This is a genomic window from Haloferax sp. ATB1, from assembly GCF_000730175.1.
In genome coordinates this window covers 1-20,307 of record NZ_JPES01000114.1, presented here as the reverse complement: position 1 = coordinate 20,307, position 20,307 = coordinate 1, and the positions used below count along the sequence as shown (strand labels likewise).

Here is a 20,307-nt window from a genome sequence, read left to right as displayed (position 1 = left end):
GAGCGGGGCGACGACCTCGCTGGCGAGGCCGAAGTCGGCGGCGGGGAGCGCCGCCCGGAGGTCCTGCGAGAAGCGCGCCCACATCGTGTCGTCGACGAGAATGCGCCCGCCGGCGAGGTCGAGGTCCGAGACGACGTCCGCGAGGGCGTCCCGCGGGTCGTCGTCGTCGCTCCACGTGCGCACGTCGGCGACCCACGACTCGGCGCGGACCTGCGTCTCGTAGAGGTCGGGGACGAGGAACACCGGGTCGCCCTCGCGGGGGACGAACAGAAGCAGGTGGCGCTCTGCGGGTTCCTCGTCGAAGCCCGAGAGGTACAGCAGGTTTCGGCTGGGGAACAACACGGTCGCGTCGGCGTCCGCGTCGGCCAGTCGCTCCTGACAGGCGCGGGTCCGTCGTTCGAAGGGCGTCATACGAGTCGATACGGGCGGCGGGGGAAAAGCGTGGGCGGTCCGCGAGCGCGTCGGGTCGCCACCCGCGAGCGTCCTACGCCCCGAGGTCGAGCGGGTCGTAGAGCTGGCCGGTGATTGACTCGAAGGCGTCGGAGGCGGTCACGAGGCCGACCACGGAGCCGCTTTCGGGGTCGCGGACCATCGCGAGTTCCTGATTCTCCTCCTGGAAGCGGTCGATGAGATCGCTGACCGAGAGGTCCGCGGGGACCGAAAGCGGCGGCGCGGCGATGTCGTCGAGGCGGCGGTCACCCGACTGGAGGCGGTCGATGTTCGAGAGGACCGTCGGCGCGTAGACGACGCCGCGCACGTCGTCGAGCGAGTCGCCGACGAGCGGGAACCGCGAGTGCTGGGGGTTCGACCGGACGCGTTCGAGGCTCTCGTCCGTGGTCGCGTCGGCCGAGAGCGCGACGACGTGGTCCGCGGGGACCATCACGTCGCGGACGGGTAGTTCGCCGATTCGGAGCGCGTTGAGCACCTCCTCGCGGCGGTCCTCGGGGAGCGACCCCTGTGCGAGGACGTTCCCCATCTGGCTGCGGACCTCGCCGCGACTGAGCCGGGTGCCCTCGCCCGCGGAGCCGTCGCCGCCCTCCTCGTCGTCGATTTCGGCTTCCTGCCACGACCGGGTTATCTCGACGCCGACGAGCGACAGCAGGCGCTTCGCCAGCCAGTCGGCGACGACGATGACCGGGTACATCAGCTTCGTCCAGCCGTACAGGACGGGTGCGGTGTACTTCGCCACCGTGCGGGAGCGCTCGACGCCGAGGTACGTCGGCACCTGCTCGCCGAGGACGACGTGCGAGAGGTTGATGACGACGAGCGCCAGACCCACCGACAGCGACGTGTGGGAACCCGCCGCTCCGCCGCCGCCGAGGACCGCGTTGAAGGTGGCCGCGACGGCCGGTTCGGCGACGACACCGAGGCCGACGCTGGCGATGGTAATCCCGACCTGACAGCCCGAGAGGTACACCTCCAGCCGTTCGGTCATCTCCCACGCCAGTTCGAGACCGCGGGAGCCCTCGAAGGCGGACTCGTCGAACTGCGGGACGCGCGTCATCGCGAACTCCGAGACGACGAAGAAGGCGTTCGCGAGCAACAACACGAGGCCGCCGCCGAGCCGAAGCGCGGTTTCGACACCTACCATGTGAGCCGAGCGTTCGAACCCGACCCCCCTGAGCGTGTCGGCTCCGGTACGACGTTGTGGTTTTTCGAGGAATTATTTTAAACTCAAAAATGTGCCGTAACAACTATGTTTTCGACGGCCGCGGTGTCTGGTATGCGTCAGCAACACAGGCGGACGTTCCTGAAGCTGAGTGGTTCCCTCCTCGGTGGGGTCGCCGCCGGGTCGACCGTCGTCGCGGCCGAGCGGACCGACCGGTTCATCGTCGACCTCGGTGGCAACGACGCGTCGGCGGCGACGAGCGCCGACCTGGAGGTCGTCTACGACCTCTCGCCGGCCGGCGTGGTGGTCGTCGAGGGAAGCGAGTCGGCCGTCTCCGCGCTGAACGCGGCCTACGCGCCCGACGTGGAGATAGCACTCGACGCGCCGGCGGTCGACGACGTGGCCCCGGCGGACGCGGTCGACGAACCCGGCTACGACGCGCAGTGGGACAAACAGAGCCAGCGGATTCCCGCGGTCCACGACGTGACCCGGGGCGAGGGCGCGCGCGTCGCCGTCATCGACACCGGCGTCGCCGCCGACCACCCGGACCTCGAACACGCGGTCAACGCGTCGCTGTCGCGGAACTTCACCGGCGACGAGTTCGGAGCGGGCGTCCCCGCGGGCGGCGACCACGGCACCCACGTCGCGGGCATCGTCGCCGCGAACGACGACAACGAGACGGGCGTCGTCGGCTCCGCGCCGGGGGCCGAACTCATCGACTGCCGCGTGTTCTCGCCGAACTCGCTGGCCTCGTTCGCCGATATCCTCGCGGCCGTCGTCTACAGCGCCGAAATCGGCTGCGACGCCGCGAATCTCAGCCTCGGTGCCTACCCGGTCCCGCGACAGGGCGAAGGCAAGTTCTACGGCAAAGTGCTGAACAAGACGCTGACCCACGCCAACCGCTCGGGGACCGTCGTCGTCGTCGCCGCCGGCAACGACAGCGCCGACCTCCAGCACGACGGCGGCCTCATCAGCCTCCCCAACGAGGGGGCACAGGCGCTCAGCGTCAGTGCGACCGGACCCAAGGGGACCGCCTTCGACGCGGGCGACGAAGCGGAGGGACCGAAGACCCCGGCGTTCTACACGAACTACGGGACCAACGCCGTCGGCGTGGCCGCGCCGGGCGGCGACGCGCTCCTCTCCGCACAGGAGACACACCCCGAAACGTGGTTCTACGACCTCGTCTACAACACCGTCTCGATGCCCGCCTACGACGACGACGGGAACTACGTCGGCTCGGCGAACGGCTACGGCTGGAAGGCAGGCACCTCGATGGCCGCGCCGCAGGTGGCCGCCGCCGTCGCGCTCGTGCGGTCGGTCGAACCGGACCTGAACGCGAATCAGGTCGCGTCGAAACTCGGCCGCACCGCGACCGTTCCCGAGGGGTCCGACAAGGCGTACTACGGAGCCGGCTACCTCGACCCGCTGGCCGCCGTCACGGAGTAGCGGGCCTCGCGAGCGCCGCTCCGCGCCCGAGACGCACCGAGCGAACTGATACCTTAGCTCTCGAACACATTTATCTCGCGAGGCGTCGCATTGTCACTCATGAGTTGGAAAGCAATCGACGCCCTCGACGACGCCCGTGACGCCACGGCGTCGCTCCTCCTCCCGTTCGATGCGGGTCGATGGGCGCGCCTCGCACTCATCGCCCTCTTCGTCGGCGGCCTCGGCGGGAGCGGCGGTGCCGGAAGCAACACCGGAACCACCACCCCCACCGGAGGCGGGTCGACCGACATCCCGGTCGACTCGCTGCCCGGGTTCGTGACGCCCGAAAACGTCATCGCCGCGGTCATCGCGATTGCGGCGGTCGCCGTCGTCCTCGGTCTTCTCTGGTCGTTCGTCGGCTCCGTGATGCAGTTCGTCCTCGTGGACGCCGTCGTCACGAAAGACGTGCGTATCCGCAAGCCGTTCCGCGAGCGCTTCTGGCTCGGCGTCAGGCTGTTCGCGTTCCAAATCGGCCTGCTCGTCGCCGTGCTCGCGGTCATCGGAGTCCCGGTCGCGGCGGTGTTCCTCGGTTCCGTCGCGTTCACGCCCGTGGCCGCCCTCCTCGCTATCCCGCTCGTGCTGCTCGCCATCTTGCTGGCGTTCGTGCTCGCGATCGTCATGCAGTTGACGACCGACTTCGTCGTCCCGACGATGATAGCCGAAGACCGCACCCTCCTCTCGTCGTGGAGCCGGGTCGTGCCTGTGTTCCGCGCCGAGTTCTCCGAGTTCGGGCTGTACGTCATCGTCCGGTTCATCCTCGGCATCCTCGCGAGCATCGGTATCGGTATCGCGGCCCTCCTCGCCCTGCTCGTCGTCGCCATCCCCTTCGCCATCGTCGGCGGCGGGGCGTTCCTCGCGCTCAACGCCGCGAACGTCGCCTTGACTTCTCGACGGTCGGGCTGGTCGTCTTCGGCGCGCTCGGGCTCCTGTTCGTCCTCGCGGCCATCGCGGTCGGCGCGGTCGTCCAGATGCCCGTCGTGACGTACTTCCGGTACTACTCGCTGTTCTTACTCGGAAGCGCCGACGACTCGCTCGACCTCGTCTCGCAGTTCCGGTCCGACGACGACTCGTCGGCCCCGGAAGGCCCGACCCCCGCGTAAGGGCCGACGACTCGCTTTCGCCGCCCTGCGTCCTTTTTTCACGCCGTCGCCGACGTGACCGCCTCGCGGTCCAGCCGCACGAGGAGGACGAGAATCGGAATCATCAGTACGCCGCCGACGACGAAGGGAGCCCAGAACGCGATGCCGGTGTAGAGCCCGCCGGCCAGCGCCGGTCCGAACGTCCGGGCGAGGCTCCCGGCGCTCTGAGTGAGGCCGAACGCGCCGCCCTGCTCGTCGTCCGTCGCCGAGCGGGAGACGAGCGTGTTCAAAGAGACGTTCGTGAGGGCGTTGCCGAACGACAGCGGCGTCATCACGACGAGGAGCGCGAGCACGCCCGCCGGGAGGACGGGACCGACCGGGAGTATCGTTCCGAGGTCGGGGACGAACGCGCCCAGTTGGGGTGAAAAGGGGACGGCCGCGAGCGTGAGCACCTGAATCGCCGCGCCGCCGACTGCGAGTCGGTACTCGCCGAAGCGGTCGGTGAGCGGGCCGACGAGGCCGCCCTGCACGACCGCGAGGACGACGCCGACGTAGGTGAGGATGATGGCGTTCTCGGTCGCGCCGTAGCCGTACTGGTCGTTGGTGAGGAAGATGAACTGGCTTTCGAGCGCCGAGAAGGCGAAGGAGACGAGGAAAAATGAGGCGACGAGCGTGCCCAGCCCGGGCGACCGGAGCGCCGAAAGGAGCTGTTGGACGCGGGACTCGCGGTCCTCGGCCGGCGTCCCGCGCGCTTCGGGCGGCCGCGACTCGGGCAGGACGAAGAACGCGACGACGAGGTTCGTCCCGGTGATGAGCGCGGCGGCGAAGCTCGGAAGCGAGAACTCGGAGACGGGGACGAACGCAGGCAGAAGGTCCCGGGCGGCCGCGACGACCGGTTCGCTGGCGAAGAAGCCGCCGAGCGCGGGGCCGAACACGAAGCCGAGGCCGAACGCGGCCCCGAGGAGGCCGAGCCCCTTCGCCCGGTCGTCCGCCGCGGTGATGTCGGCGATGTACGCCTGTGCGGTGGCGATGTTGCCGCCCATCGCGCCCGCGAGCATCCGCGCGGCGAACAACACCGCGAGCGACCCTGCGATGCCGAACAGGAGCCACGCGAGGACGCTCCCCGTGAGCGACAGGAGGAGCACGGGTCGCCGACCACGGGAGTCTGACAGGCGGCCTAAAAACGGTGCGGCGAGGAACTGCATCGCAGAGTAGGAGGCGATGAGGAGGCTCCCGACGAACTCCGTCGCACCGAACGAGAGCGCGTACAGGGGGATTACCGGGATGAGGATACCGAAGCCGAGGAGGTCGACGAAGACGATGAAAAAGACCACCCCGAGCGCCCGACGCGGGTCCTCGACTGTCATCGTCTCCCCGTTGGCGGGGAGTCGAATAACCGCACCGATACCCTCCGTCTCGGGGGGTAAGCGGTGATTAATTAATACGTTGACAATCCTGAGTGTCAGTATGTCCTTCGAATGGGTCTCGTACTTCACGTGCGAGGAGTGTGGGTTGGAACGCCCGTCTCCGGAGGTCCCCTACGACCGCCTCGGATACGCCGTCTGCCCGAGTTGCGGCGCTGAGACGCGCCCGGCCGTTTCGGCGACGGCAGACGCCTCGTCGCTGGCGGATGGGTAGACACTTCGGGCTCGACGGTCACCTCCGGGTATGACCTGGACGGAGGTCCGCCGAGACGACCGCATCGTAGAGTGGGAGCGAAGCGACGGCCACGCGACCATTCGGCTCCGACGCGGGCCGAACGCGTGGCACGTCAGGGTCGACCGACTCTATCAGTCTGCCGAGGGACGCGGCTACGAGGGCGAGCGATTCGAGTCGGAATCCGAGGCCCGCGAAGCCGTCGAGGCGTGGAAAGACGAGTACGACGTGGAGAACTGAGCTACTGGAGTCTGCGCGTCGTCTCGACCAACGGGTGTCGAGCGTAGTCGACGATGTCGATGTCCGAGATGGACTTGAGACCCTCTTTTTCGGCGGTCCGCTGCATGCCGAGTTCGACGGGGTCGTCGATGACGATGATGTAGGCGTCCATCTCCTCGATGCCGATTCGGTCGGCCGCGAGGACGCGGTGGTGGCCGTCGGCGAGGAGCAGCGTCCCGTTGTTGTCGATGACGACGAGCGGCTCCGCGAGGCCGCGTTCGAGTTCGTACCGTCGACCGTCGAGTTCGTCGGCGTAGACGCGGGCCTGCGTGGGAATGAGGTTCGAAAGCGAGACCGTGCGGCGCTCTTGGTGGACCGTGATGCCGTGAATCTGCTCGAGCGTCCGCATGAGTTTGCCCACTTTCTCCGGCGTCGCGCGCTCGATTTGGCTCCGGATGACGTCGGTGTTCGAGATGATGCCGACGAGGTTGCCCGCGTCGTCGACGACCGGGAGCTTCTGGATGCCCGACCGGAGGATGACGCGGGCGGCGTCGTTCACGTCCATCTCGGGGTGAGCGACGACGAGGTCCGTCGCCATCACCGTCTCGATGGGGGCGGCGTCGTCGGCGAGGAGGATATCGCGCGCCGTGACGAATCCCTCGGCCTTGCGCCCGTCACAGACGGGAAACCCGTTGTGCCCGTCGCTCTCCGCGATGCGTTGGGCGACGTCCGCGACCGTGTCGGTCGGAGAGACGGTCTGGACCTCGCGCGTCATGTACTCCTTGACGGTCGCTTTGGTAGTCATCTCCCACCCCATAGGGCCACCGTCGGCAAAAACGTGTGGGCGTTCACTCATCGAGCGGGTACTCGAAGGCCACATCGGTGTCCAGACTCGGCGTCGGCGTCGCGTGCTCCAGCGTCTCGAACATCCGCCCGGCGACGATGTCCGTGACGATGGTCGCGAGCGACTCCCGGGAGTCGTCGCCCACGTCGTCGAGGATGCCCAGTGGAATCTGTGCGCCCGCCATGTCCGCGTGGCCGCCGGCGCTCCCGATAGAGCCGAGGGCGTCGCGGAACGTCTCTCCGAGGTCGACTTTCGCCCCGCGGGCGCGACCGGAGACGTAGACGGTGCCGTCCATCAGTCCGTAGACGACCGTCACCTCGACGCCCTCCATCCCGAGGAGGTGGTCGGCGGCCTGCGCGAGCGCGTCCCGCTCGCGGATATCGCCGACGTTCGTCGTGAGGACGTTCCCCCGAACGTCGCGGTTCGAGATGGCGCGGGCGAGCGTCTCCATCGTCTCGGAGGTCAGACTCGGTGTCTCGACCCGTTCGAGCAGGTCCATGTCGACGTGGGGGATGAGGAAGGCGGCGGCCTCGAAGTCGGCGGTCGAGACCTCCCGCGTGAAGTCGTTCGTGTCGACCTGAATCCCGAACAGGAGGGCGGTCGCCACCGTCGTGTCGGGGACGATACCGAGCCGTTCGAGATACTCCGCGAGCAACGTGCTCGTCGCGCCGACGCCGCGTCTGAGGTCCACGTACGCCGCTTCGACCGGCGCACGCGGCGGGTGGTGGTCGATGACGATGTCGATGGTCGTCTCCGGCGGCAGGCGGTCGTTGACGCCCGGTCGGGAGTGGTCGACGAGCGCGAAGCCGGCATACTCGTCGTCCGCCGGAACCTCGTCGAGAACCCGAAGGTCCAAATCGAGGAGGTTCACGAGCGCGCGGTTCTCCTGATGAGAGATGTCGCCGAAGTAACACACGTCTGCGTCGACGCTCGCCCGCTGGGCGATGGCCTGCAGCGCCAGCGCCGCGGCGATGGCGTCGGGGTCCGGGTTGTCGTGCATCACGACCGCGAGCCTACCGTCGAGGTTTCGGAGGACTCGCATCAGGCGGTTCAACCGCTCCGTGTGCGACGTACCGACGGCGTCGAGGATTCGCCTGGAGACGATTCGACGCGGGTCGATGACCTCGTCGGCCAACGCGTCGATGCCGGCGCGGACCGACGGGTCGGCGTCGCCGCCGAGGTAGACGACGAGCGGCGCGTCCGGGAACCGGTCGTGGGCCGCCCGCGCCGCGTCGAGGTTCGAAGCCGAAGACTGCCCGCCGACGACGATGAGGTCGGCCGCGTCGGGGTAGTTCGACGGGTCGGCGGGGTCGCCCTCCCTCGCGACGATGCCGTCCGAACGGAGGTCGTCGGCGCGGCCTTTCCGGTCCGTGACGACCGTTACCGTCCCCCCGCGGTCGGCGAGTTGCTCGACGAGGTTCCCGCCGAGCGACCCGCAGCCGAGAACCAGGCGACGTACCATACACGGAGGGTCGGACTCCGGCCGCAAAACCCTACCGTCCTCCCATCCGGCGATGATATTATGTCATGCCAACGCATGACACATATACGATGGAACTCGAGACGCAACTGCTCCCCGAGTCGCGAGCCGAGTCGTTCGTCCGAACCTGTCGAACCGTCGTCGGCGACGACCTCAGGAGCGTGACGTACTTCACGCACGACCGGTGCGACCAGATATACCTCCGAAGCGACCTCGAAGCCGACGCCGACCTCACCGGGTTCGTCGAACACGAGACCGACGGGTTTCAGGCGCGGACCGCCTACCGTGGCTCCGAACTCGGGAACTACCGGTACACTGTCCGCGCGTTCGACCACGGCTACCTGACGCGGGTGACCGACGACGACAAGGGCGTGTTCGTCACCACCGACGGCCTGACGCTCAGGCGCTCCGAGGAGTTGGCATCGGCGCTCGGTGAGTTACTGCGAGAATAAAAGAAACCGAATCGAACCGAACCGCCGGGGCGCTCAGAAGAGCGCCGCAGCGACGGTCTGGGCCGTCTCGATGACGGGCTGGAAGCCGGGCAGGAGCAGGACCGTCCCGACCGCGGCGAAGATAATCGCCACGTAGAGACCGACCGGCTGGCTGCCGATTTCGAGGGGCTTCGACGGCTCCTCGATCCACATTGCCTTCACGACTCGGCTGTAGTAGAACAGCGACAGCGCGCTGTTGACCGCACCGAAGGCGGCGAGCCACCAGAAGCCGGACTCGATGGCCGAGTAGAACAGCGCGTACTTCGAGACGAAGCCGCCGAACGGCGGCAGGCCGGCGAGCGAGAACATGAAGACGGTCATCGCCGTCGCGGCGATGGGCGCCTTCGACGCGATGCCGTTGTAGTCCTCGAACGTGCGGCCGAGGCCCCACTTTTCGACCATGGCGATGAACAGGAACGCGCCCGTGTTCATGAAGCCGTAGACGAGCAGGTGGGCCATGCTCGCGCCGAGCACGTCGCCGTTCGCGGCACCACCGTCGACGGTGATGGCCGCGAGCCCGATGAGCGCGTAGCCGGCGTGCCCGATAGAGGAGTACGCCAGCATGCGCTTGACGTTCTCTTGGGTCGCCGCCGCGAAGTTACCGAGCGTCATCGTGACAACGGCGAGCAGCGCGAACAGCAGCGACCAGTCGACGCTCCCGCCGCCGACCGCGGTGACGGTCTCGAGGGGGAACGCGACGGTGAAGACGCGGAAGGCGACGGCGAAGCCGGCCGCCTTCGACGCCGACGAGAGGAACGCGCTCACGGGGGCGGGCGCGCCCTCGTAGGCCTCCGGCGCCCAGAAGTGGAACGGAACGGAGGCGGTCTTGAACGCGAAGCCGCCGGCGATCATCAGCACGCCGAGGCCGAGGACGCCGACGAGTTCGGTGCCCTCGGCGAGCGTCGCGGCGACTTCCGGGAGCACCAGCGAGCCGGTGACGGCGAACACGAGGCTGATACCGAACGCGAACACCGCCGACGACAGCGCGCCGATGAGGAAGTACTTCAGGCCCGCCTCGATGCTGCCGCGGTCCTTCTTGAGGAACGCGACGAGCGCGTACGAGGGGAGGGACGCCAGTTCGAGGCTGACGAAGACGGTCGCCAGCGAGTTCGACATCCCCATGAGCGTCATACCGGTCGCGGCGAATATGACGAGCGAGTAGAACTCACCCTGGTACTCCTCGTCCGCGAGGTAGTCGTAGGAGGCGACGGTCACCATCGCGGTGACGCTGGTGAAGATGAGCGTGAAGAACAGGCTCATCCCGTCGACGACGAGCGCGTCGCCGTACAGCGAAATCGAGCCGCCTGTGGACTCCATGCCGGTTCCGCCGATGAGGAACCAGGCGGCGATGCCGCCGGCGGCGAGCGCGCCGAGCGTCGCCGTGCCGGCCAGCAGGCCGTTGTTCGTGGAGTCCGGGTCGATGGTGTCGATGAGCAGCAGCGCGAGTCCCGTCAGCGCGAGCACGATGGCGGGAGCCGTCGCCGCCCACTCGGGGAGCGCTTGGAGGGGCGTCATCTAGAACGCACCTCCCAGTTCGAGAATCGGATTAACCGCGTCCTGAATCATCGTGAAGAAGATGTCCGGAGAGACACCGAGCACGATGGTGAGAAGCAGCAGCACCGCGAGGGGTGCGACGTCGTGGAACGGCGCCTCCGTGACGTCGTAGTCGCCGTCGAACCGGAAGGGTCCGAACAGCGTCCGCTGCATCGCGAACAGCAGGTAGCCGGCGACGATGACGATACCGAACATCGCGGCGCCGGTAAACAGCGGCATCGCCTCCATCACCGTGGACTCGAACGCGCCCTTGAAGATGAAGAACTCTGCCGCGAAACCGGCCATGAGCGGGAGGCCCATGTAGCCGAACGCGCCGGCGACGAAGATGCCCGCCGTGACGGGCATCCGGTCGGCGATTCCGGACATGTCCGACACCATGCGCGTGTGGGTCGTGTTGTAGATGACGCCGACGGCCATGAACATCAGACCGGAGATGAGGCCGTGGGCGACCATCTGGAAGGTCGCACCGCCGACGCCGTAGGTGGTGTAGGCGATGAGACCGAGGATGACGTACCCCATCGACGAGACGGAGGAGTACGCGACGATGCGCTTGAGGTCCTGCTGTGCCAGCGCGAGAAGCGCGCCGTAGATGACGCTCGCGACGGCGAGCAGGGCGATGGGCAGCGCGAAGGCGCGCGCCGTCTCCGGCAGCATCGTGAAGTTGAACCGGAGCAGGGCGTACGTACCCATCTTCAGGAGGACCCCCGCCAGCATGACCGACACCGGCGTGGGGGCCTCAACGTGTGCGTCCGGCAGCCACGTGTGAAGCGGGGCGACCGGAACCTTGACCGCGAACCCGAAGAACATCGCGATGAACGCGACCGACGCGAGCGCGCCGGCCGACAGTCCCGCGAAGCTTCCGAGCTGCCCGGCCTGCAACGCTTGGGCAATCTCGGGCAACCGCAGCGACGTAATCGAGTCGCCGAGGCCGAACACCAGCGAGATGAACCCGATGAACATCACGAGCGACGCGATGTTCGTGTAGACGAAGAACTTAATCGCCGCGTACTTGCGGCGGGGACCGCCCCAGACGCCGATGAGGAAGTACATCGGGACGAGGACGGCCTCCCAGAAGACGAACCAGACGAAGAAGTCGAGCGCCGTGAAGACGCCGAGCAGGTTCGCCTCCATCAGGAGCATCAGACCGAAGAACTGGGACTGACGCTCCGCGATGGGCGTCCACGCGCTGACGATAGCGAGCGTGGTGAGGATGGTCGTGAGGACGACGAGCGGCATGCTGATGCCGTCGACGCCGACCATCCAGTGAATGTCGTACTGGCCGAGTTGCAGCCAGACGACGTCTGTCTCGAACGCGATGTTCCCGCCGAGTAAGGCGTTCCCGCTCGCGTCGTACTGTTGCCACATGTAGAGGCTCCCGACGACGGGAGCCAGACTCAGCGCGAAGGCCGCCTTGCCGGCGTACCGGTCCGGCAGGACGAAGGTGACCAGCGCGGCGAGGAACGTGACTGCGATGAGCGCTTCGATTATCATGCGAACCAACCTCCGAGCAGACCGAGACCGAGAAGGAGCGCGGTCAGACCGAGCGTGAGGAGCGCCGCGTAGTTGCTCACCACACCGGTCTGAATGCGCTTGACGCGACCGCCAGCGAACAGGCTCACGCTGGAGATACCGTTGACGACGCCGTCGACGATACCCTGGTCGAACTTATCGAGGACGCGCGAGATGGGCTGGACGACGCCGGTCGCGATCCAGACCTGGTACTCGTCCTGGTAGTAGTTGTTGTACAGTACGGTCTTGATGCTCCCGAGCTTGTCCGTGTGTTCGACGGGCTCGGGGACGTTGTACAGCATGTGCGCGAGCGCGGCACCGCCGAGCGCGAAGCCGAGCGAGACGGCCGCACCGATAGCAACCGTTCCGGCCTCGCCGCCGATGTAGCCCGAACTGTACGGGATAAGTTCGGCGTAGTGGTGCGCGTTCAGCGAGCTGAAGCTCCCGTCGAGGAACTGATGCAGGAAGTCAATCCCCTTGATTCCGAAGAGCTTCTCGACCGGGACCATGTTGACGAGCCCGGTCGTCGCGGCGAGCACGCCGAGGACGGCGAGCGGACCCTTGACGTTCCAGCGAACGCCGTGGGGGTCACGCGCCGTTCCGGACCGTGGCTCGCCGTGGAAGGTGAGGAATACCATCCGGAAGGTGTAGAACCCCGTGAAGAACACGGCGAGCAGGCCCATCGCGTACGCGGCGAGCAGAATCGGACTGCCACCGAGGCCGTGAATGAGCGTCTCGTAGAGGACCTCGTCTTTCGACCAGAAGCCTGCGAACGGGACGATGCCCGCGAGGGCGAGCGACCCGGAGAGGAACGCGTAGTAGGTCACGGGCATCTTGTCTTTCAGACCGCCCATGTCCCACATGTTCTCGTTGTGGTGCATCGCGATGATGACCGAACCGGCACCCAGGAACAGCAGCGCCTTGAAGAAGGCGTGCGTCATGAGGTGGAACGTCGCCGCGACGTAGCCACCGGCACCGAGGCCGAGCATCATGTAGCCGTACTGGCTGATGGTCGAGTACGCGAGCACCTGCTTGATCTCTTTCTTGACGACGCCCATCGTCGCCGCAAAGAGGGCGGTGAAGCCGCCGATGAGGGCGATGATGGCGAGCGTCGTCGGCGTCAGCACGTAGAACCCGTACATCCGGGCGACGAGGTAGACACCGGCCGCGACCATCGTCGCTGCGTGGATGAGCGCGGAGACGGGCGTCGGACCTTCCATCGCGTCCGGGAGCCACGTGTGCAGGGGGAACTGTGCGGACTTCCCGACGACGCCCCCGAGAACGAGGAGGCCGACGACGGTGAACCACGCCTGTTCGCCCATACCGAGGAACGTGTTGACCGAGTGTTCGCCGTTGAGCGCTTCCTCGGCGAGGACCGGGAAGGCGTCCGGGCCGGCGAAGGCGGCAGAGCCGAACGTCGCGAACACCGCGACGACGCCGATGAGGAAGAAGTAGTCACCGAAGCGGGTGACGAGGAACGCCTTCTTCGCGGCACTCGGCGGGCCGTCCTGCCGGAAGTGGAAGCCGATGAGCAGGTAGGAACACAGGCCCACCAGCTCGAAGAACATGAACGCCATGAGCAGGTTGTCGGCGACGACGAACCCGAGCATGGAGCGGTGAACAGGCCGAGCCCGGCGTAGTAGCGCGGGAGGCCAGTCTCGCCCTCGTCGTTCATGTAGCCGAGGCTGAAGATGTGGACGAGGAGCGCGACGAGCGTCACGATGACGAGCATCATCGACGAAAGCGGGTCGATGAGTAGACCGAACGTCAGGTTGATGGCGTCGAGGCCCTCCGCCCACGTGTAAATCGTTTGGTTGTAGGTCTGTCCGCCGCTGACGGCGAAGAACGTCGCGATGGACAGGACGAACGAGCCTGCCGTCGCGCCGATACCCGCCAGCGCCCCTCCCTTCGGCATGTACCGTCCCGCCCCGAGCGCGATCAGGAACGAGAGGAACGGGAGGAGGACGATGGCCGGAGCGAAGTCTAAGATACCTGCCATATATTACCACCTCATCGTGGTCGCGTTGGTCACGTCCACGCCGTCGAAGTTACGGTACAGTACGAGGATGATGCCGATACCGACCGCCACCTCGGCGGCGGCGAGCGCCAGCGTGAACAGGGTGAACGTCTGGCCCGTCACGTTGCCCCAGTAGTAGGAGAACGCGACGAGGTTGATGTTCGCGGCGTTCAGCATCAGTTCGACCGACATCAGGAACAACAGCGCGTTCCGTCGAGTCAAGAGGCCGAAGATGCCGATACAGAACACGGCGGCCGACAGGACGAGGTAATACTGCGCGGGGACCATCAGTTGTCACCCTCCTCGTCGTCGAACAGCGTCTGCTTGAGTTCCCGACCACCGTCGGTCAGGATAGTCCGCATCTGCCCCGTAGTAGTGTCCTCGCGGCGAGCGAGGAGCACCGCGCCGGTGAGCGCGGCGACGAGCACGAGGTCGATGATTTCGAATGCGACCAGCATGCTCTCGCCGTCGACGCTTCCGAACCCGAGGTTGAACATCGAATAGCCGATGCTCGCGGTGATGTTTGCTCCCTCTGCGAACCCCTGTGGGTTCGGGAACGACGCACCGAGGAACACGACCGCCATCACGACGAACAGCGCGACGGCAGCGAGTCCGGGCACGAGATGCGAACCGAGTTTCAGCTGCGGTTTGGTTGTCATGTACTACTCACCTCCGGATTGATACGCGTCAGCATCACGGCGAACGTAATGAGAATCAGGACCCCGCCGACGTAGACGAGGACCTGCATGGCGGCGAGGAACTCCGCCTGCAACATCACGTAATGCACCGCGACGCTCAAGAGCGCGCCCCCGAGCAGGAGTGCGGAATGCCAGATGTCCCGCACGAGGACGACGCCCAGGCTGCAGCCCACGGTAATGAGGGCGAACAGCGCGAACGCGATGGTTTCATAAACCATTGTGTATGTCTCCTTGAGATATCCCTTTGAACATTTCGAGAACGTCCTCAGCGTCCGGTAGCGGACGCGGGCTGACGGGACTCGAACGATTCACTCGCGGTCATGTTACTGGTAGTCGACCTCTCCTTCGCCCTCGCCGATCCACGCGTTGCGGTCGGGGTTGCGGGAGTTGAGCGGGTCGATGTCCTTGTACCACGGGACGTTCTTGAGCTGTTCTTTGTTGTAGACGAAGTCGTTCTTCGTGTCCGCCGTGAACTCGAAGTTCTGCGTGAGTAGGATGGCGTCGACGGGACAGACCTCCTCGCACAGCCGGCAGTAGATACACTGGCCGATGTGGAGGTTGTACTGCTCGCCGTTGCGCTGGTCGTCCTGAACGATCTGAATCGTGTCGTTCGGACAGACGTTCTCACACTGACGGCACCAGATACACCGCTCTTGGCTGAACTTGTGGACGCCGCGGAAACGCGGGCTCACTTCGGGCGCGGTCTCGGGGTACTCGACCGTGAACGTCTGCCCGTCGAGCGCGTGCTTCAGCGTCACTGCCATGCCTTTGAGGATTCCGATCATGCAATCACCCCCACGATGATGGCCGTGAGAACCAGGTTGGCGAAGGAGAGCACGAGCATCCCCTTCCAACCGATTTCGAGGAACTGATCGACGCGAAGGCGCGGAACCGCGGAGCGCGCCCACTGGGTGAACAGGAAGAACGCCCAGATTTTGATGGTGAACCAGACGAATCCGGGCAGGACCGGGCCCGCCGGACCGCCGAGGAACAGGGTCGCCGCGATAGCGCCGCCGAGGAAGATGTGAATGAACTCACCGAGGTAGATGAGCACGAAGTAGACCGAGGAGTACTCGGTCTGATACCCGGCGACAATCTCGGTCGGCGCTTCGGGGATGTCGAACGGGTTGCGGCCGACCTCCGCGAGGTTCGCGATGATGAACAGCGCGAACGCGAAGGGGTTCACGAACGCGAACCACGTCGGAATCGTCACGCCCGCGACCGAAAGCAGCGGCTCGGCCTGCACGGCGACGATTTCGCTCATGCGGAGCGAGCCGGCGAAGATGACGACCGAGGCCGCCGTGACGACGAGCGGAATCTCGTAGGCGATGTTCGCCGCGACGGCGCGAAGCGCACCGATGAGCGAGAACTTGTTGTTCGACGCGTAGCCGGTCATGACGATGCCAAGCGAGGCGATAGACGCCGCGGCGAAGGCGAACGCGAGGCCGGTTTCGGGGTCCGCGAGCTGGATGCCGTTACCCATCGGGATGACGGCGAATCCGAGCAGCGCAGAGAAGGGAATGACTATCGGCGCGAGGTCCCACGCGGGACGGTCGACGCCCTCGGGAACGATGAGCTCCTTCGACAGCAGACGGACTGCGTCCGTGACGATGGTCAGGAGACCGAACGGACCGATTCGGTTGACCGCGATGCGGTCACCGAAGGCGGCCGTAATCTTCCGTTTGGCCCACGGCCCGGCGAACGCCGTCATGATGAGCATGATGTTGGCGACGAGGAACGCGCCGACGAGTCCGCCGACAACGTCCCCGAGGACGCCTTCGAGGCCGAGGAGGCCGCTGATCGTGTCCGGAAGGACCGCTTGCAGACTCATTACCGGTCCACCTCTCCGAGAACGATGTCGAGACTGCCGAGCGAGGCAATCATGTCGGGGATGTACTCACCCTCGGACATCTCGGGGAGCGTCTGCAGGTTCGAGAAGCACGGACTGCGAATCTTGAAGCGGGCCGGCTTGTCGGTGCCGTCGGCGCGGATGTAGATGCCGAGTTCGCCCTTCGCGCCTTCGACGGCGCGGTAGATTTCCGTGTCCTCTTCGGGCTTCAGAGTGCGCGGAACGTTGGCCTGGATGTTCCGCTCGTCTTCGGGCCAGTCTTCGAGCAGGTCGACACACTGCTGGATGATCTTGGCCGACTCCTCGACTTCGCGCATACGCACGAGCAGGCGCGAGAAGTTGTCGCAACCGTCCTCGACGACGACGTCCCAGTCGAGTTCGTCGTAGTAACCGTAGGAGTCGTCGCGGCGGAGGTCGTAGTCGATTCCGGAGCCGCGAGCGACCGGTCCGGTCGCGCCGTAGCTCTTTGCGACTTCCGGCGGCAGGACGCCCGTGCCGACCGTACGGGCCTGCAGAATCTCGTTCGAGGTGATCATGTCGTGGTACTCCTCGAGCGCCTGCGGAAGCCCGTCGAGGAAGTCACGAATCTTCTCGAAGAACTCCTCGCGGGGTTCGGGGAGGTCCCAGACGACCCCGCCGAGCCGGAAGTAGTTGAACATCATGCGCTGACCGGTGAGGTCTTCGAGGATGTTCTGGACGATTTCACGGTCCCGCATGGCGTACATGAAGATGGCCGTGAAGTCGCCGTACACGTCCAGCGCGAACGTCCCGAGCGCGATCATGTGCGACGCGATGCGGCACAGTTCCGCGCCCATCGTCCGGATGATCTGGGCGTACTCGGGAACCTCGATGTCCGCGAGGTCCTCCGCGGTGCGGGCGTAGGCCCCACTCGTTCAGGAGTCCGGCCGAGATGTAGTCCCAGCGGTCGGGGTACGGCATAATCTGGTGCCGGTAGGTCCCCTGCTGACACATCTGCTCCTCGCAGCGGTGGAGGTAGCCGATGTCGGATTCGAGGTCGACGACCTGTTCGCCGTCGACGACCGTCTCGACGTGCAGCACGCCGTGGGTCGCCGGGTGGTGCGGCCCGATGTTGATGTACATCGTGTTGCTGTCCCCGGCGCGGTGGTCCTCTTCGAGCGGATTCGCGTGCTCGCGGAGCGTCGCGATCTGCGGGCGGTCCTGGTCGTAGTCCAGCCCGAGCGGGTGGCCCTGCCACGTGTCCGGAAGCAGGATGCGACGCAGGTCCGGGTGGTCTTCGTACTGGATGCCGACGAGGTCGTACGCCTCCCGCTCGTGCCAGTCGGCCGTCCGGAACACCGGTTCGGCGGATTGACTGACCGGGTTGTCCTTCGACGTAGGCACGACGACCGAGACCTCGTCGGTCCGGTCGTCGAACTTCGTCAGGTGGTAGATGGACTCGTAGCGGTCCTCGTACTCCTGTGCGGTCACACACGAGAGGTGGTCGAAGCCGGCCTCGTCGCGGAGCTTGAACAGCGCGTCTTGGACCTCGTCGGGACGGATGACGAGGCCGGGCGCGTTCATGTGCTCTTCGCGGCCGACGACGAGGTCGCCGAGCAGGTCGGCGAGTTCGTCGCCGCGGCTGACGCCCGATTCGAGTTCCGCGGGGTCGTCGGACTGTTGTTCTTCGAGACTCATGGCGAATCTAAGGCCCCAGTTGTACCGCATGACGAGGTCCTCTTCGTCGATCTCTGCGGCGAGCTTGTCGACGATTTCGTCGCGTTCGAGGTCGCCGAACTGCTCCAGTTCGTACGGCTTGACCGTCACCGGACTCGACTCGCCGTTCGCGATGCGCTCTTGGAGCTTCGCGATACCGTAGATGAGCGCCTCCGGGCGCGGCGGACAGCCGGGGATGTGGATGTCCACCGGGATGACCTCTTCTGCGCCCTTGATGACGTTGTAGCCCTCCTGGAACGGGCCGCCGGAAATCGTACACGACCCCATGCCGACGACGAACTTCGGTTCGGGCATCTGGTCGTAGACGCGCTTCATGCGCGGGGCGAACTTCGAAACGATCGTCCCCGGCACGATAATCACGTCGGCCTGTCGCGGCGACGCGCGCGGCACACCCGCCGCGAATCGGTCCAGGTCGTGCTTGATCGCGTAGGTGTGCATCATCTCGATGCTGCAGCACGCGATACCCGAACTGCAGCATGAACATCGAGGACCCGCGGACCCAGTTCATGAACTTGTCGAACTTCGTGAGGATGAACGGTGACGAGCCGAACGCCTCCCGAAGCTTCGAGTTGAACCGGTCGTCCGCCCCCGCCATCCGGGCGTCGCGAGTCTCGGTCTGTTCGATGCCTGTGTATCGTCCGCTGACGAATGGTTTCTGTTCGCTACTCATGCATCTTGCCTCTCTGTCTTACGACGACTGGCCTGCGGGCTTTTGACCCACTTGACTGCGCCGTTGCGCCACGCCCAGACGAGGCCGACGACGAGGACACCGATGAAAACGAGCATCGGCGTCAGAATCGTCGCCAGCGACGCGCCCTGTTCGAGGGCCGAGCGGTAAATGACCGTCCACGGGAAAATCAGGACGGTCTCGATGTCGAACACGAGGAACAGCAGCGCGACCATGTAGTACTGAATGTTAAACTGGACGCGCGCCGTGCCTGTCGGCACCTCACCACTCTCGTACGTGGCACTCTTTCCTTGTTCCGGTACGCTTGGGCGAAGCAGTGCCGACACCGCCATCATCGCGAGCGGTATGCCGACACCAACCAGCCCCATCGCACCGATTGCAATCCAATCACTCATGCCGTGTCTCCCTGACGTGCGGCGGTTAGAAGCGCTCCCCTATAAACATTGATTTGTGTGTTTCGGGCGCGAGAGAGCTTCTATTTGGAAAATACGCGAGAGACGCCCGGAACCCCGCGCGGGCAGGGTTTCGACGCTGGGAACGGCTCTCGATTGCGGAAAACTGACTGGGGATAACGGGCGCTTCGCTACTGCGAGTCGCGGAAGCCCGCGACCCCGAGGTCGTGGAGCGCGGCCGAGGTCTCGGCCACGTCGGAAACGAGGTCCTCGTGGTACTCGACGAGCCGGTCTTCGAGTTCGGGGTACCCCCGAGAAAGCGCCTGTACGGCCGAAAGTGCGGCGTTGAACGACTTGCCGGCGTCGACCGCGACGATGGGCGCGCCCGTCGGCATCCCGATGACCGAGTCCACCGACTTCTCCTGAACGGGGACGCCGACGACCGGAAGCGGGTACGCGATTGAGGCGGTCATGTTCGGCAGGTCCGCGGACTTGCCGCCCGCGCCGGCGATGATGACCTCGACGCCGCGGTCGCGCGCGGTGCCGCCGTAGGCGTACATCAAGTCCGGCGTCCGGTGTGCTGAGACGACGTACGTCTCGTAGGTGAATCGCTCCTCGGGCGGCGCGTCGAAGTCCGTCTGTTCGCCGAACCCGAGCGTGTCCAGCGCCTCGTGCGCGCCGGACATCACGTCGAGGTCGGAGTCCGACCCCATGATGATTCCCACGTCGGGCGTCGTCTCGGGGTCGCGGTCGGCGTCGGCCTGTGCGTGCAGTTCGTCGATGAGGTCCCGTTCTGTCGTCATTGTGTATCAGTCGAAGTGTAGTCCGTCCCGGAGGTCGCGCGTGCGTGCGAGAAGCGCTTCGAGGTCGACATCGCCGTTGCCGACGGCGGTGAGGTGGCCCATCTTGCGGAGCGGGCGCACCTCGTCTTTGCCGTACCAGTGCAGCGAGACGCCCGATTCCGCAAGCGCGTCGTCGAGGCCGCCGAGGCGCGCGGGTCGGCTCTCGTCGACGGTCGCCGAGGACGTTCGCCATCACGGTG

Annotated in this window: 18 protein-coding genes and 5 pseudogenes; 5 read left to right on the top strand and 18 right to left on the bottom strand. The window is 66.0% G+C overall.

Annotated elements, in window-relative coordinates:
* Positions 1–411 (bottom strand): aminopeptidase P family N-terminal domain-containing protein (locus ATB1_RS18760; protein ID WP_042666404.1); only part of this gene is annotated, 411 nt, incomplete at its 3' end.
* Between the two features lie 73 nt (positions 412–484).
* Complete coding sequence (locus tag ATB1_RS18755) at positions 485–1,591, bottom strand: hemolysin family protein (RefSeq protein WP_042666402.1); 1,107 nt, start codon at positions 1,589–1,591, stop codon at positions 485–487.
* A 132-nt stretch (positions 1,592–1,723) separates the two neighbouring features.
* On the opposite strand from ATB1_RS18755, the gene ATB1_RS18750 reads away from it, so the two are divergent.
* Both ATB1_RS18750 and ATB1_RS18745 read left to right on the top strand, forming a co-directional pair.
* Positions 1,724–3,055, top strand: a complete 1,332-nt coding sequence (locus tag ATB1_RS18750) for a S8 family serine peptidase (protein ID WP_042666400.1) — start codon at positions 1,724–1,726, stop codon at positions 3,053–3,055.
* Between the two features lie 99 nt (positions 3,056–3,154).
* A pseudogene (locus tag ATB1_RS18745) lies at positions 3,155–4,194 on the top strand (hypothetical protein).
* Positions 4,195–4,232: 38 nt separating this feature from the next.
* Here the strand turns inward: ATB1_RS18745 and ATB1_RS18740 are convergent.
* Positions 4,233–5,540: a tetracycline resistance MFS efflux pump gene (locus tag ATB1_RS18740; RefSeq protein ID WP_042666398.1), complete on the bottom strand. Its 1,308-nt coding sequence runs from the start codon at positions 5,538–5,540 to the stop codon at positions 4,233–4,235.
* 100 nt (positions 5,541–5,640) lie between these two features.
* On the opposite strand from ATB1_RS18740, the gene ATB1_RS22635 reads away from it, so the two are divergent.
* Entirely contained in the window at positions 5,641–5,811 is a 171-nt protein-coding gene (locus ATB1_RS22635; protein WP_198526155.1) for a hypothetical protein, read from the top strand.
* Between the two features lie 30 nt (positions 5,812–5,841).
* Positions 5,842–6,069: a hypothetical protein gene (locus ATB1_RS18735; RefSeq protein ID WP_042666397.1), complete on the top strand. Its 228-nt coding sequence runs from the start codon at positions 5,842–5,844 to the stop codon at positions 6,067–6,069.
* A gap of 1 nt (position 6,070) precedes the next feature.
* Here the strand turns inward: ATB1_RS18735 and ATB1_RS18730 are convergent, their stop codons facing one another.
* Positions 6,071–6,853, bottom strand: a complete 783-nt coding sequence (locus tag ATB1_RS18730) for a CBS domain-containing protein (protein WP_042666406.1) — start codon at positions 6,851–6,853, stop codon at positions 6,071–6,073.
* Positions 6,854–6,896: 43 nt separating this feature from the next.
* Positions 6,897–8,354 (bottom strand): DHH family phosphoesterase, encoded by a 1,458-nt coding sequence (locus ATB1_RS18725; protein WP_042666395.1) that lies wholly within the window; start codon positions 8,352–8,354, stop codon positions 6,897–6,899.
* 89 nt (positions 8,355–8,443) lie between these two features.
* Between ATB1_RS18725 and ATB1_RS18720 the strand changes: the two genes are divergently transcribed.
* A complete protein-coding gene (locus tag ATB1_RS18720) occupies positions 8,444–8,824 on the top strand; it encodes a hypothetical protein (protein ID WP_042666393.1) in 381 nt (126 codons plus the stop codon).
* A 33-nt stretch (positions 8,825–8,857) separates the two neighbouring features.
* Here the strand turns inward: ATB1_RS18720 and ATB1_RS18715 are convergent, their stop codons facing one another.
* The 13 genes and pseudogenes from ATB1_RS18715 to ATB1_RS21225 form a co-directional block, all read right to left on the bottom strand.
* Entirely contained in the window at positions 8,858–10,378 is a 1,521-nt protein-coding gene (locus ATB1_RS18715; RefSeq protein ID WP_042666390.1) for an NADH-quinone oxidoreductase subunit N, read from the bottom strand.
* Complete coding sequence (locus ATB1_RS18710; RefSeq protein ID WP_042666389.1) at positions 10,379–11,908, bottom strand: NuoM family protein; 1,530 nt, start codon at positions 11,906–11,908, stop codon at positions 10,379–10,381.
* Positions 11,905–13,925: pseudogene (gene nuoL, locus ATB1_RS18705) on the bottom strand (NADH-quinone oxidoreductase subunit L). Before nuoL ends, ATB1_RS18710 begins: the two are co-directional and overlap by 4 nt.
* Before the next feature lie 3 nt (positions 13,926–13,928).
* On the bottom strand, positions 13,929–14,231 hold the full coding sequence (nuoK, locus tag ATB1_RS18700; protein ID WP_042666387.1) for an NADH-quinone oxidoreductase subunit NuoK: 303 nt from the start codon (positions 14,229–14,231) through the stop codon (positions 13,929–13,931).
* A complete protein-coding gene (locus ATB1_RS18695; protein ID WP_042666385.1) occupies positions 14,231–14,602 on the bottom strand; it encodes an NADH-quinone oxidoreductase subunit J in 372 nt (123 codons plus the stop codon). The genes nuoK and ATB1_RS18695 overlap by 1 nt, the downstream gene beginning before the upstream one ends.
* Complete coding sequence (locus ATB1_RS18690) at positions 14,599–14,859, bottom strand: NADH-quinone oxidoreductase subunit J (protein WP_004971032.1); 261 nt, start codon at positions 14,857–14,859, stop codon at positions 14,599–14,601. Before ATB1_RS18690 ends, ATB1_RS18695 begins: the two co-directional genes overlap by 4 nt.
* Before the next feature lie 105 nt (positions 14,860–14,964).
* Positions 14,965–15,426: an NADH-quinone oxidoreductase subunit I gene (locus tag ATB1_RS18685; protein WP_042666382.1), complete on the bottom strand. Its 462-nt coding sequence runs from the start codon at positions 15,424–15,426 to the stop codon at positions 14,965–14,967.
* Positions 15,423–16,472 (bottom strand): complex I subunit 1 family protein, encoded by a 1,050-nt coding sequence (locus tag ATB1_RS18680; protein WP_042666380.1) that lies wholly within the window; start codon positions 16,470–16,472, stop codon positions 15,423–15,425. The genes ATB1_RS18685 and ATB1_RS18680 overlap by 4 nt, the downstream gene beginning before the upstream one ends.
* Positions 16,472–18,146, bottom strand: a pseudogene (locus ATB1_RS18675) (NADH-quinone oxidoreductase subunit D). Before ATB1_RS18675 ends, ATB1_RS18680 begins: the two are co-directional and overlap by 1 nt.
* Before the next feature lie 15 nt (positions 18,147–18,161).
* Positions 18,162–18,855, bottom strand: a pseudogene (locus tag ATB1_RS21230) (NADH-quinone oxidoreductase subunit B); the annotation flags it as partial.
* Positions 18,852–19,268, bottom strand: a complete 417-nt coding sequence (locus ATB1_RS18670) for an NADH-quinone oxidoreductase subunit A (protein ID WP_007274756.1) — start codon at positions 19,266–19,268, stop codon at positions 18,852–18,854. The pseudogene ATB1_RS21230 and the gene ATB1_RS18670, both read right to left, overlap by 4 nt.
* Positions 19,269–19,456: 188 nt before the next feature.
* A complete protein-coding gene (gene purE, locus ATB1_RS18665; protein ID WP_042666377.1) occupies positions 19,457–20,068 on the bottom strand; it encodes a 5-(carboxyamino)imidazole ribonucleotide mutase in 612 nt (203 codons plus the stop codon).
* A gap of 6 nt (positions 20,069–20,074) precedes the next feature.
* Positions 20,075–20,307 (bottom strand): annotated as a pseudogene (locus ATB1_RS21225) (5-(carboxyamino)imidazole ribonucleotide synthase); the annotation flags it as partial.